The organism is Baaleninema sp., assembly GCF_049974805.1.
GTDB lineage: Bacteria > Cyanobacteriota > Cyanobacteriia > Cyanobacteriales > Geitlerinemataceae > Baaleninema.
Genome location: NZ_JBNGCO010000042.1, coordinates 1 through 13,964, shown reverse-complemented (window position 1 = coordinate 13,964; position 13,964 = coordinate 1). Strand labels below are relative to the sequence as shown.

The following is a 13,964-nucleotide window of genomic DNA, read 5'->3' as shown; positions in this document are numbered from 1 at the left end:
GATCGATCGTCACGCACCGCCAAGGTACACCGCCAACAGACAAGGATGTATGACGCGGGCGGAAAATCTTGAGGAAGCCTGGGTAATTTTGTATTACCCCGATCCGCCCCATCACCTCATCATCCCATCATCCCCTCACCGCACTAAGCCATCGGATCGTCTTCCTCGTCCTCATCAACGACGGGGGAGTTGTCCTCCTCGTCCGACAGCATATCGCCCTCCTCATCCGCATTACCGCCAACACCGAGATTGTAGGCGCGAGCCGTGCGATCGTCCAAAACCACGTCTTGGAGCGTTTCATCGTCCTCAACACCGTTAATCACTGAATTAATATCGGAATCCGGCGCCGAGAAGTTCATCTCCTCGTAAGCATTGAACCCAGTACCCGCCGGAATCAGACGACCGATGATCACGTTTTCCTTCAAACCGCGCAACCAGTCCGATTTCCCTTCGATCGCCGCTTCCGTCAGGACCCGCGTCGTTTCTTGGAAACTCGCCGCACTGATAAAGCTGTCCGTGTTCAAAGATGCCTTGGTAATCCCCAACAGCATCGGCGTGTACCGTGCCGGAGCGCCCCCAGTAATCGACATAGCTTCGTTAACCTGTTCCACCTGACGCAGTTCGATTAACTCCCCAGGCAGCATCGTCGTATCGCCGCCGTCGTCGATTTTCACCTTCGAGGTCATCTGACGCACGATCACTTCGATGTGTTTGTCGGAAATATCGATCCCTTGAGATTGATACACCGACTGCACCTCGTTCACCAAGAAGGTTTGAACGCTTTGGAACGCCCGCAGCGCCGCCTCGTAGGTTCCCGAGGGTGCCAAATAATCGAACCAGGATTCGAGAATCTCGTGGGGGTTCGCCGGACCGTCAGTCAGCGGTTCGGCAACGTCCACTTGCTGGCCGTCCACCACGATCGCGTTTTGCCCCGGACTGGGCTTGTACTCGGAAATCGTGCCGTCTTCTTCCACCACGCGAATCTCAACGGATTCGTCTTCCTCGTAAATCACCTGCGCCGTACCCGGACGACGGTTGAGCAAGCAGGCTTCCTTCGGCTTCCGGGCTTCGAGCAGTTCCTCAATACGGGGCAGACCCTGAATGATGTCCCCGGTTTTCGCCCGCTCGAACACCAGCAGTACCAGATTATCGCCCCGTTGTACCAAGCTGCCGTCGTCCACATGCAGAATGGCACCGGGAGAAACCCGATAGGGGCGAGCGTGACGCAACACCACCGTATTGTCCTTGACTTCCACCACCTGGCCGGATTCTTCCAACGCCACGCCGGAAGCGATTTCCGCACCGCTCACCAACAACTGACCGGCTTTGACTTTGGGTTGGGCGTCGCCGTTGAGTTCGATGCTGAAACGGTCTTGGTCGCTCACCACCAGGATGCGGCGCGTGGCTTCGGTGCCTTCGCGAATACCGCCGACGATACCTTTGGTTTTACAGCAGATTTCCGTGCGAGCCACCACAGCACCCGGTTCGATTTGGTCGCCGTCCTTGACTAACAGGCGAGTCGTGGTGCTGCTGCTGAACAGGGGATCGAGGGCAGCCGTTTCCCGGCGAATCGTCAGGGCTTCTAGCACCACCAACTGCAAGCGCATCACGTCTTCTTCAGTTTCGTCGGGTACCAGTTCGATGTCAGCTTCCAAATGGCGAGCGTCATTGCCGATGTCGAGAACCAACTGCGTGCGAATCAGTTCTTGACCGTCGACGGACTTGATTCGATCGCCATCTTTAAACGCCAACAACCGCTGCACCGGACGCAGCGAAATCGGGAAAGCGTTTTCCTGTCCTTCCGCCGGCTGCTGGTTGGGAACCGGAGGCTCGTCGGGAACTTGGAATTCCTCAACCGGACGCACCAACACGCCCGGCCCTTCCGGCGTGACCACCGACTCCACCCAGCACAAGCGTTCCGCCGTCAGCCCCGGATAAATTTCTTCTCCGGGGTTCACCAGAGTTTTCTCGGAGACGCTCAACTCGCCGCCGCTGCCCATTTCCAAAAGGTGCAGGTCGCCGGGTTTGACCGAAATTTCCCGCAGAATGTCGTTTTTCTGCACGACTTCCACGATGCCGCTGTTCTGACAGTAGATGTCTTTGACGACTTCCGTACCCGCTTCGACGTATTGGCCGTCTTCAACTTCCAGCAGCGAGATATCTTTGTTGATTTCGTGGGTTTCCTCGGGAATCCACAGCAGCGTTCCGCCTTTGGTGATTTCGTAACCGGTTTTGCTGCCTTTGCCCCGTTTGGCCACTTCGATATCGCCGTAGCGGATAATCCCGCCGGTTTGGGTTTTATAGGTGCTGTCGATGAGTTCGGCCACCACCTGACCGTTGCGAACTTTCGTTCCCGGCGTGGCGGTGAGGGTGAACTCTTGCCCCTGCTGGGTGCTGATGACGTACTGATCCCGTCCTTGGCTGCTGACAGTATCGATTTTGGCACTGTCGAGGCGCACCGACGCAGTGATGATTTCCACTTCCTTGGGAATCGGCGGCTGAGTCGCCAGCGCCGAGGTGTCGTCCCCTTCCGGTTCAGTATCTTCGACCCCTTTCAACCGCACGATACCGCCGTTTTCCGTGGGCGTTTCCGTCACCGCCAGCACGTCGCCGATATCCACGGTTTTGCCGTTTTTCACCACCGGGTTCGCGCCAGGGGGCATATTGTAAACTTCCCCGGAGAGAATCCAAATCAGTCCGCCCCGAGCGGCGATGACTGTAGTGTTGCCCTGGCGGTCTTTTTTCTCTTCGGGAATCACCCCGGCGAATTTCACTTCTCCGCCCAAGTCGGTGGCCACGTCTTTGGTGGCTTTTTCGGTGTTTTTCCGGGTGCGGGCGCTACCGATGGGAACTTCTGCGACGAACTGGTCGGTTTTGACTTCGCCGCCATCTTCCACCATCAGGGTAGAACCTTGGGGCAGGGCGATCGAGGTGGATTTCCCTTTGCCGTTTTTGGGTTCGATGACCAGTTCCCCGGCTTGTTCGACGACGAAGGCATCGTCCCCGTGACGGGTGCGGAAGGTCCGAGTTTTCAGTTCTTTGCTGTAACGAGCGATACCGTCGAAGGTGGATTTTGCCGGACGGGCTACTTCCCCGGTGAAGACCCCCCCAGTGTGGAACGTCCGCATCGTCAGCTGCGTACCGGGTTCGCCGATACTTTGAGCAGCGATAATCCCCACAGCTTCGCCCAAGTCCACCATTTCGGCGTGGGCGAGACTCCAACCGTAACAGTGTTGGCAGACGCTGCGGGCGGCTTCGCAAGTCAGGGGCGATCGCACCATCACTTCTTCGACTCCCGCCTCGGCGATCGCTTGCGCCAGTTCGCTCGAAACGTATTGGTTGCGTCGGGCGGTGAGGATTTGGACTTCCCGGTTTTTGCGATCGGTATAGCCGACGCTGATGAGTTCTCCGGTTTCCGGATGTACCACGTCTTCAGCCAACACCCGGCCGATGAGGCGATCTTCTAAGGGAATCGCCACCCGTTCGCCGCTGCGCATACTTTGTAAAGGAATGCCGCGATGGGTACCGCAATCGACTTCCCGAACGATCACGTCTTGGGAAACGTCCACCAAACGCCGCGTCAAATATCCCGAGTCGGCGGTTCGCAGTGCGGTATCGACGAGTCCTTTACGCGCCCCGTAAGAGGAAATAATGTATTCGGTAACGGTCAGCCCTTCGCGGAAGTTGGTTTTAATGGGCAAGTCGATGATTTCCCCTTGCGGGTTGGCCATCAAGCCCCGCATCCCCACGAGCTGACGCACCTGAGAGATGTTCCCCCGCGCCCCGGAAAACGCCATCATGTACACGGAGTTGAGGGGGTTACTTTCCCGGAAGTTGGTGACGACGTCGTCTTTGAGTTCTTCGCTCGTCGTACTCCAGGTATCGATAACTTTTTGGAATCGTTCGACTTCGGTAATTTCGCCTCGGGTATAACGGGCTTCCGTGACGTCGATTTCCTGTTGGGCGGCTGAGAGCAGTCGTTGTTTGCTCGGTGGCACCTGCAAGTCTTCGACGCTGATGGAAACGCCCGCCCGCGTTGCGTAGCGAAATCCCAAGTCTTTCAGACGGTCGGCCATGTTCGCCGTTTTCGCAGTGCCGTGGTGGGTAAAAGACCAGGCAATCAGGGCGCGGAGTTGTTTTTTGTCTACGACTCGGTTGTAAAAGCGCATATTGTCTCGGTACGGAAAGAGTTGACCAGGGAAGCAGGGGGGCTTCCGGAGAGGGGGAGCCGGGGAGATGGGGGAGATGGGGAGACCCGGGGAAATTCTCGTCCCCTCATCTCATCCCCTCATCACCTCATCACCTCATCACCCCTGAATTACGCGATCGCTTCTTGAATCGCTTGGTTGTAGACGATGCGACCCGGTGTCGTGCGAACGTATTGGGCGACGAGGTTGCCGTCGGCGTCGAAGCGTTTGCGGGTGTATTGGTAGTGTTTCCACAGGCTGCCGTCTTCGAGTTTTCGTTCTTCGAGGACGGTATCGTCTTTGTGTCCCAATACGATTTCGTCTTCGGGCTTCATGCGAACCCAAACGTAGGCGTGCAGGTGAATTAAGCCGCGATCGAACGCGATCAGGGCGTCTTCCATGCTGCCGAAGACCCGTTCTTCCTGGTCTTGGACGGTGGGGTTTTCAGCGGTGAGGTAATAACACCCCAACACCATGTCTTGGCTGGGCGTGACGATGGGACGTCCGGTCGCCGGCGAGAGGATGTTGTTGGAGGCCAACATCAACAACCGCGCCTCGGCTTGGGCTTCTAAGGACAGCGGCACGTGAACCGCCATTTGGTCGCCGTCGAAGTCGGCGTTAAACGCCGGACAAACCAGCGGGTGCAGTTGGATGGCGCGACCTTCAACCAAAATCGGCTCGAAGGCTTGAATCCCCAAACGGTGCAGCGTCGGGGCGCGGTTCAGCATCACCGGGTGTCCTTCGATGACTTCTTCGAGAACGTCCCAAATATTGGGGTCGTTGCGGGCGATGAGTTTTTTGGCCGCTTTGATGTTGTTGACCAATCCCTGGCGGATGAGACGGTGAATGACGAAGGGTTGGAACAGTTCGATCGCCATTTCCCGAGGCAGTCCGCACTGGTGGATTTGCAGTTTCGGACCGACCACGATCACGCTCCGTCCGGAGTAGTCCACCCGTTTTCCGAGCAGGTTTTGACGGAAGCGACCCTGTTTCCCTTCAATGATGTCGCTGAGGGACTTCAGCGGGCGGTTGTTGGCCCCGACGACAGTCCGACCGCGACGGCCGTTATCGATGAGGGCATCTACGGCTTCTTGCAACATCCGTTTTTCGTTACGGATGATGATTTCCGGCGCCAAAATCTCCTGTAACCGCGCCAGACGGTTGTTGCGGTTGATGACGCGGCGATAAAGGTCGTTGAGGTCGCTGGTGGCGAAGCGTCCGCCGTCGAGTTGCACCATCGGGCGCAAGTCCGGCGGAATCACGGGAATGGCATCGAGAACCATCCAGTCGGGACGCGACCCGGTGGCGATGAAGTTATCGATGACCCGCAGCCGTTTGATGAGTTTGGCTCGTTTTTGCCCTTTGGCGTTGGCGATGTCTTCCCGCAGTTTTTCGGCTTCGGCTTCTAAGTCGAGGTCTTCCAGCAGTCGCTTGATGGCCTCTGCCCCGATGCCCACTTCGATGCCTTCGAGTTGGGAATCTTCGTCGTACAACTGCTCTTCGATTTCCATCCACTGGTCTTCGAGCAGCAGTTGTTTGTAGGCTAAGTTATCGGCGTTACCGGGGTTGAGGACGACGTAGGCGTTGAAGTAGACGATTTGCTCCACGTCCCGCAGGGGCATATCCAGCAAAATCGCCATGTAGCTGGGAATCCCTTTGAGATACCAAACGTGAGTGACCGGAGCCGCCAGTTTGATGTATCCCATGCGGTGGCGGCGCACTCGGGATTCGGTGACTTCTACGCCGCAGCGTTCGCAAACGATACCCCGGTGGCGGACTCGTTTGTATTTCCCGCAGTGACATTCCCAGTCTTTAGCCGGTCCGAAAATGCGCTCGCAGAACAAGCCGTCCATTTCCGGCTTGAGGGTGCGGTAGTTGATGGTTTCGGGTTTGGTGACTTCTCCGACGACTTGACCGTTCGGCAAGGTGCGCTCGCCCCACGTGCGAATCCGCTCGGGGGAGGCGATGGCAATCTTGACGTAATCAAAACGCTGTTCGACTTTTGGCATCGTTTCTCAATTGATAATTGATAGTTGATCGTCGATCGTTAATCGTTGCCAGTTGGCAACGATTAACGATCGATTGAACGTTCTTAGTCTTCGTCTTCCCCTTTGGAAATGGATTCGTAGGTGGGACGAGAGGGAGCGCGACGGCTCGAAACGTCGGACATCAAATCCACTTCGACATCCCGGCTCGTGCCATCTTCGGTGGTTTCGACTTTGTGAACGGCAATGTCCAAACACAGGGATTGTAATTCCCGCATGAGGACTTTGAAGGATTCGGGCGTCCCCGGACGCGGAATCGCTTTGCCTTTGACGATGGCGTTGAGGGCTTCGTTGCGGCCTTGCATGTCGTCGGATTTGACGGTGAGCAGTTCTTGTAGGGTGTAGGCTGACCCGAAGGCTTCGAGGGCCCACACTTCCATTTCTCCGAACCGCTGTCCCCCTTGTTGGGCTTTCCCGCCGAGGGGCTGTTGGGTCACGAGGGAGTACGGGCCGGTCGATCGCGCGTGGATTTTGTCGTCCACCAAGTGAACCAGTTTGAGCATATAGGCTTTGCCCACGGTCACGGGTCGATCGAACGGTTCGCCGGTCCGCCCGTCGTACACCTGGATTTTTCCGGCGTCGTCGGGGTCGAACAGCCAGTCTTTCCCGGTTTTATCCCGCGCCTGTTGCAGTTTGCGGTTAACGGTTTCCCGGGATTGTTCTTGACCGTGCATTTCGTCGAACGGCACCATCTTAAACCGCGCTCCCAGGTTGTCTCCGGCCCAGGCCAGCAGACATTCAAAAATTTGTCCGACGTTCATCCGCGACGGTACGCCCAGGGGGTTGAGAACGATATCGATGGGGGTGCCGTCAGGAAGGTAGGGCATATCTTCGATGGGCAGAATCCGCGAAATAATCCCTTTGTTCCCGTGGCGACCTGCCATTTTGTCGCCCACTTGGATTTTCCGTTTCTGGGCGACGTACACCCGTACCACCATGTTCGCCCCAGGGGGCAGTTCGTCGCCTTGTTCGCGGGTAAACACCCGCACGTCTACGACGCGACCTTTTTCGCCGTTGGGAACCCGCAGGGAGTTATCCCGCACGTCCCGCGCTTTTTCACCGAAAATCGCCCGCAGCAGTTTTTCTTCGGGGGGTTGGTCGGATTCGCCTTTGGGGGTCACTTTCCCCACCAGGATGTCTCCGGCTTCTACCCAAGCCCCGATGCGGATAATACCGGTTTCGTCTAGGTGACGCAGGGAGTCTTCGCTGACGTTGGGGATTTCTCGGGTGATTTCTTCGGGACCCAGTTTCGTCTGACGGGCTTCGATTTCGTATTTTTCGATGTGGATGCTGGTATATACGTCGTCGAAGACCAGACGCTCGCTAATCAGGATGGCGTCTTCGTAGTTGTAGCCTTCCCAGGGCATATAGGCCACGATGATGTTTTGACCCAAGGCCAGTTCGCCCCCTTCGGTGGCGCTGCCGTCGGCTAGCACTTGTCCGGCTTGTACTTCGTCCCCTTCAAAGGCGATGGGACGCTGGTTCAAGCAGGTGTCTTGGTTGGAACGCTGGTATTTTTGTAGTTCGTATTCGATTTCGGCGGGGGGGTTTTCTCCGGCTTCGGCGTCGTAGGTCGGTTGCACTTTAATGCGTTGGGAATCGACGTAGGTCACGACGCCGTCGGTGCGGCTGACGATGACCATGCCGGAGTCGCGAGCGGCTTGGGCTTCGAGTCCGGTTCCCACTAAGGGCCGTTCTGGACGCAACAGCGGCACGGCTTGCCGTTGCATGTTCGATCCCATCAAGGCGCGGTTGGCGTCGTCGTGTTCGATGAAGGGAATCAACGAGGTCGCCACGGAGATAATTTGTACCGGGGAGACGGCCACGAAGTCCACCTGGTCGGGGGTGGTGGTGGTGAAGTCCTGGCGGTAGCGCACGGGAACGAGATCCCCTTGGATGTAGCCTTCGGGGTTCATGGGAATGTCACCCGGCGCCACTCGCAGGTCGTCTTCTTCGTCGGCGGTCATGTACACGGGGGGAATGTCCCGACGCACGCGACCTTCTTCGACGCGGTAGTAGGGGGTTTCGATGAACCCGTAGGCGTTGACGCGGGCGTGGGTCGCCAGGGAGCCGATGAGTCCGGCGTTGGGACCTTCAGGGGTTTCGATGGGGCAGATGCGCCCGTAGTGAGAGGGGTGAATGTCCCGCACGGCAAATCCTGCCCGTTCGCGGGTCAATCCGCCGGGTCCCAAGGCTGAGAGACGCCGTTTGTGGGTCAATTCTGCCAGGGGATTGGTTTGGTCCATGAACTGGGACAGTTGGCTCGAGCCGAAGAATTCTTTGATGGCGGCCACGAGGGGTTTGGGGTTGACCAGGGACGCGGGGGTGAGGGTGTCGGCGTCGGAGACGGTCATCCGTTCTTTGATAATCCGCTCGAGGCGGTTGAGTCCGACGCGCACTTGGTTTTGCAGCAGTTCGCCGACGGACCGAACTCGGCGGTTGCCCAGGTGGTCGATGTCGTCGATTTGCCCCATGTCGAACTCGAGGTTGATCAGGTAATCGATCGCCGAGAGAATGTCTTCGGCGGTGAGGACGCGGGTACTGTCGGGGACGTTGAGCCGAAGTTTTTTGTTCAGTTTATAGCGCCCGACGCGACCGAGGTCGTACCGTTTGGGGTCGAAGAAGCGCGATTCGAGGAGGGACAAGCCTCCGGAGACGGTGGGGGGTTCGCCGGGACGGAGTTTGCGATACAGCTCCATCAGGGCGTCTTCTTCGGTGAACTGTCCTTCTTTTTCGATGGTTTTATAGAAGAAGTCGTAGTGGCGGATGCGATCGCTAATTTCGCCGTCGGTCAAGCCGAGGGCTTTGAGCAGGACTTGGGCGGACAGTTTGCGGGTTTTGTCGATGCGAACCCAGACGAGTCCGTTGCGGTCGGTCTCGAATTTCAGCCACGCGCCTCGGTTGGGGATGAGGGAGGCGTTATAGGTGCGGCGACCGTTTTTATCGACGTCGGATTTGTAGTAGACGCCGGGGGACCGAACGATTTGGTTGACGATGACTCGTTCGGCGCCGTTGATGATGAAGGTTCCCCGTTCGGTCATCAAGGGCAGGTCGCCGATGAAGACTTCTTGTTCTTTGATTTCTCCGGTTTCTTTGTTAATCAGCCGGGTGGGGACGTACATCTGCACGGCGTAGGTGCTATCGCGGCGTTTGGCTTCGTCGACGTCGTATTTGGGTTCTTTGAGTTTGTAGTTTTTGCCGAGGAAGTGTAACTCGAGCTTTCCGGTATAGTCGGTAATGGGGGAGAAGCTGTTGAGTTCTTCGATTAAGCCTTCTTCGAGAAACCAACGAAAGCTCGATCGCTGGATTTCGACGAGGTCGGGCAGGTGAAAGACGGGTGCGGTGGTGGTCGTTGGGTTAGTCATGCGTCTTCTTCTTCGGACTGTGGGCTGCGCGTGAGACGTAAAAGTTTTTTACCGAGATATTTTGCCGGGATGTTTGGCCGGAATTTTTGGCCGAGATATCTTGCCAACGATAAGGGTTGACAGGCTTTTTCACGGCAAAATCGAGGCTTCTGTTGGGGGAACTACTGTTCTCGCCCTGGAAACCTCGTCTTTCGGTTAACAAGCTGGTTTTGTGGGGTAGCGTCGGGTTGCCCGTTGGGGAATACCGACAAGCTCGACTCTCGTGGGAGACCTGACATTCGTTTTGGACTTCGCGATCGCGTTCGCTTGGGTGACTCGAGGCTCGGCGGCCGAACCGTTCGACACTTGCAACTGTTAGTTCCCCTACCTTCTCTTTCCTCCTTGTTAATTATGCCCCAAGGTTCGCCGTTAACTGGCCTCGCACAGAGCGGTTTGTTTCAAGTTGAAACAGATGATGGCGTTGCGTGCGGTGCGTTCGGCGAGGGCTTCGGCATCGACGCCGCGCAGTTCGGCTACTCGTTCGACGACATACCGCACGTAGGCGGGTTCGTTTCGTTTGCCTCGTTTGGGAACGGGCGCTAAAAACGGACAGTCGGTTTCCACGAGCAACCGGTCTTCGGGGACGATTTTGGCCGATTCTTGTACGGAACGGGCGTTTTTAAAGGTGACGATGCCGCTAAAGCTGATGTAAAACCCCAAGTCGAGAAAGGTTCGTGCTTGTTCGGGGGTTCCCGCCCAGCAGTGCATGACGCCGCGAACCGATCCTTCCGCCTGCCAAAACTGTCCCAGTAGCTGAGCCATCTCGTCGGCGGCGTCGCGACAGTGGATAATGACGGGTAAGTTCAGTTGCCGCGCGATTTGCAACTGTCCCCAAAAGGCATCTCGCTGTTGTTGGGGGTTCTCGGCTTTGAAAAAGTCGAGACCGGTTTCGCCGATGGCCACGACGCGATCGCTGCTTTGAGCGCGTTCGGCAATCTCTCGGGCGAGATCGTCGTTCCAACTCTCGGCTTCGAGAGGATGCAACCCTACGGCGAAGGACATCTCGGGAACGCGATCGGCGATCGATCTCGTTTTCTCGAACTCCTCGGGACGAACGCAGGAGTGTACTAAACCGACGACTCCCGCCGCACGCCACCGCTCTCGAACCGCTTCCAAGTCGGCGTCGAAGCTCTCGAAGTTGATGTGAACGTGGGTGTCGATCGGCTGCACGAACAAACCTCTAAACTGGCGGCAAACGGGCGGTTACGCGGACTCTACGGCTCGTCTAGGACGCAAGGCTTCGGCTTTCTTGTTGCCGTTTCAGCGCCCGAGCCAGACGGGCTTTTTTGCGAGCGCCCGTATTGCGGTGGAGTACGCCCCGTTTGACGGCTTTATCGATTTTGCTGTACGCCTTCGCCATGTGCTGTTGCACTTCTTGCATGGCTTCGTCGCTCGGGTTGCTGCTGTACGCTTCCACCGCCGCGAAGTAGTTTTTCATTAAGGTCTTGACGGCGGATTTATAGGATTTGTTGCGGAGTCGGTTCCGCTCGGCGATTTGGATACGTTTGACTGCAGATTTGATATTAGCCACCGATAATTCCCCTATGTCTGTCGATCTTCGATATCCGAATTTGGATAGTGTTTACCAGACATACTAATATAACATCTCGTCTGAAAGAAGTCGCGCTTTGTGAAAAAATCCGCGCTAAGCTAATACAAAGCGAATACTACAGACGAGTCCGGGTGCGATCGATACCCTTGGCGGGTTCGAGTCAGATCGCGCCCCCGGAACGACCGGGGACTCGAGGGAATCAGATCGAACGCGGAGGCCCATACGAAATTTCCATGCTGCGAATCATTACTCAGCGAGCTGAAGCCGAGGCCGAGTTGCGGCGGATTGCCAATCGCACTCACGACGATCGCGTCGTCGATAAGGAAGCGGCGGTACGAGACATCGTGCAAGCGGTACAGCGTCAGGGAGATACGGCGCTGTTGCACTTTACGAAGGAGTTTGACGGGCAGCAACTCCAGCCCGAACAGCTACGGGTAAGCGGTTCGGAAATGGATGCGGCTTATCAACAGGTCTCGAAGGAACTGCTCGATGCGATTCAGTTGGCGGTGCGACAGGTGGAGGCGTTTCACCGCCAGCGCGTCCCGAAAAGTTGGGTGCAGTTCGGCGAAAACGATATTGTTCTCGGAAAACGCTATACGAGTGTCGATCGCGCGGGACTCTACGTTCCCGGCGGCCGCGCCGCTTACCCGAGTACGGCTATTATGAACGCGGTTCCGGCGGCGGTGGCCGGGGTCGATCGTATTGTTATGGTCACGCCCCCCGGACCGGAACTTCGTGTCAATCCAGCGGTGTTAGTGGCCGCCCAGGAAGCGGGCGTTCATGAAATTTACCGCGTCGGTGGCGCTCAGGCGGTGGCGGCTTTGGCGTTCGGTACGGAAACGATTCCCCAGGTGGACGTGATTACTGGACCGGGCAATATCTACGTCACGCTGGCCAAGAAAATGGTCTACGGAACGGTAGGTATTGATTCTCTCGCGGGACCTTCGGAAGTGCTGGCTATCGCCGACAGTAATGCTAATCCGGTTTTTGTGGCGGCGGATTTGCTGGCGCAGGCGGAACATGACCCGATGGCGGCGGCGATTCTGCTGACGCCGGATTCGGCTTTAGCTCGTCAGGTAGCGGCGGAGGTGGAACGACAGTTGACCGACCACCCGCGACGGCTGTTGACGGAAAAAGCGATCGCCCATTATGGCTTGATTGTGGTGGTGGATTCTCTCAAGGAAGCGGCGGAACTGTCGAATCAGTTCGCTCCGGAACATTTGGAACTGGAGGTGGCCGAACCTTGGGATCTCATTGAACATATTCGCCATGCGGGGGCGATTTTCTTGGGGTCTTCGACGCCGGAAGCGGTGGGTGACTATCTAGCTGGACCTAATCATACGTTACCGACTTCGGGGGCGGCACGGTACGCTTCGGCGCTGGGGGTGGAAACGTTTATGAAACATTCGAGTTTGATTGAGTATTCTCATGGGGCGCTGCGGCAGATGAGCAGTGCGATTCAAACGCTGGCGCAGGCGGAAGGGTTGCACTCTCACGCGGAATCGGTGCGCTTGCGGATGGAAGAGTCTTAGGGATTGGCGATCGATTCTCTTTGAGATCCCCGGCATCTTGGAGATGCCGGGGATCTGGAATACTTAAGGGGAATTTTTCATGAAGTTACAGGTCATTTTTTAAATCATCGATCTGCGATCGGTGTTTCTGCAACCCAATCCATCGCAGTTCGATTGGTGTTGGATTAACTTTAACGGGAAATAAACGCCGCTCACTTGCCCAATTTTTAAACCACGGTGTCGGCGTCCAATTTTCAGGGTTGAGATGTGTTTGCTCGTGTTCAATGGTGGATTCATTCGAGAACCCGTCTTATGGAAAAAGGTAAAATACTTGGTAAAACACTTAAGGTTGAGTTGAGTTGAGTTCTGGAAAAAATCGACTAAGGGAGGACGTGCGATAACTCTAGGGTGAAGCGATCGCGAAACCTAATGCGATCGTCATCGGCTTTCAAATGGCGCTCTGCGCCCCGTGTTTGACGACTCGACGCAGAGCGTCCGAAAGGTGCGTCCCTACGCAGAGCGTAGGAACGATGGAATGGATTAGTGTTAAAGGTAAAATACTTGGTAAAACACTTAAGGCTGAGTTGAGTTGAGTTCTGGAAACAATCGACTAAGGGAGGACGTGCGATAACTCTAGGGTGAATCGATCGCGAAACCTAATGCGATCGTCATCGGCTTTCAAATATGGATTTATGTGATTCGTGTGAAAGTAAATTTTAACTGATTTACGGTTGGATTTTCTCGGTATTTTTAACTAAAATAATTCTGTATCGATAAAGCCGACTCTTTTTTTATTCTTCAAAATTTTAATATTTCTGATTTGGTAATTGTTTATTTAAAAAACATCCAATCAAGATAAATTTTAAAGAAAAAAACACAAGAAAAATCGTCATGTCAAATCCCAATCAAAATAACAGCTTAGTCAATAAAATCGTGGCTCCCGTCGTCGTTGCCCTATTAGTCGGTGGAACTTCCCCTTGGTGGTGGCAAGAAATATTCGCGAATAACAACGCAAAAAACGACGCCAACAACAACTCAGGAAACTCTCAAAACACTGAAGACAGCACCGAAACTTTAAGCCCATCGCCGACGAACGAACCCGGTTCGGAAACAGTTTTATTAAAGGATGAATTTCTCGGGAAATGGTCGAGTGAAGGAGACGTGCGGGCGTCTCACATTTTGGAAATCGAGATCGACAGCATTAACAACAACGAAATCTCGGGAATTTTACGATCGAGACATTTCGACTCGGGGAGCCATTCGGG

The 13,964-nt window shown here is 55.8% G+C and carries 7 protein-coding genes; 2 read left to right on the top strand and 5 right to left on the bottom strand.

What is annotated here, in order from left to right; translation table 11 throughout:
• Positions 1-143 precede the first annotated feature (143 nt).
• The 5 genes from ACP5D4_RS10210 to rpsT form a co-directional block, all read right to left on the bottom strand.
• Positions 144-4,169 carry a DNA-directed RNA polymerase subunit beta' gene (locus tag ACP5D4_RS10210; RefSeq protein ID WP_428011522.1) on the bottom strand — a complete coding sequence of 1,342 codons (4,026 nt, stop codon included), beginning with the start codon at positions 4,167-4,169 and terminating at the stop codon, positions 144-146.
• A gap of 149 nt (positions 4,170-4,318) precedes the next feature.
• Positions 4,319-6,196, bottom strand: coding sequence for a DNA-directed RNA polymerase subunit gamma (locus ACP5D4_RS10205; RefSeq protein WP_428011521.1), 1,878 nt, complete (start codon positions 6,194-6,196; stop codon positions 4,319-4,321).
• Between the two features lie 83 nt (positions 6,197-6,279).
• Positions 6,280-9,597, bottom strand: coding sequence for a DNA-directed RNA polymerase subunit beta (gene rpoB, locus ACP5D4_RS10200; RefSeq protein WP_428011520.1), 3,318 nt, complete (start codon positions 9,595-9,597; stop codon positions 6,280-6,282).
• Positions 9,598-10,005: 408 nt separating this feature from the next.
• A complete protein-coding gene (locus ACP5D4_RS10195; RefSeq protein WP_428011519.1) occupies positions 10,006-10,806 on the bottom strand; it encodes a TatD family hydrolase in 801 nt (266 codons plus the stop codon).
• 55 nt (positions 10,807-10,861) lie between these two features.
• Entirely contained in the window at positions 10,862-11,167 is a 306-nt protein-coding gene (rpsT, locus tag ACP5D4_RS10190) for a 30S ribosomal protein S20 (RefSeq protein ID WP_428011518.1), read from the bottom strand.
• A 254-nt stretch (positions 11,168-11,421) separates the two neighbouring features.
• Between rpsT and hisD the strand changes: the two genes are divergently transcribed.
• A complete protein-coding gene (gene hisD / locus ACP5D4_RS10185; RefSeq protein ID WP_428011517.1) occupies positions 11,422-12,720 on the top strand; it encodes a histidinol dehydrogenase in 1,299 nt (432 codons plus the stop codon).
• Positions 12,721-13,590: 870 nt separating this feature from the next.
• The coding region (locus ACP5D4_RS10180; protein ID WP_428011516.1) for a hypothetical protein at positions 13,591-13,964 on the top strand (374 nt) is incomplete at its 3' end.

Bases quoted from the DNA above. Each gene is read 5' to 3' on its own strand.
- rpoB (WP_428011520.1), bottom strand. From the start codon at position 9,597: ATGACTAACCCAACGACCACCACCGCACCCGTCTTTCACCTGCCCGAC.
- ACP5D4_RS10210 (WP_428011522.1), bottom strand. From the start codon at position 4,169: ATGCGCTTTTACAACCGAGTCGTAGACAAAAAACAACTCCGCGCCCTG.
- hisD (WP_428011517.1), top strand. From the start codon at position 11,422: ATGCTGCGAATCATTACTCAGCGAGCTGAAGCCGAGGCCGAGTTGCGG.
- ACP5D4_RS10205 (WP_428011521.1), bottom strand. From the start codon at position 6,196: ATGCCAAAAGTCGAACAGCGTTTTGATTACGTCAAGATTGCCATCGCC.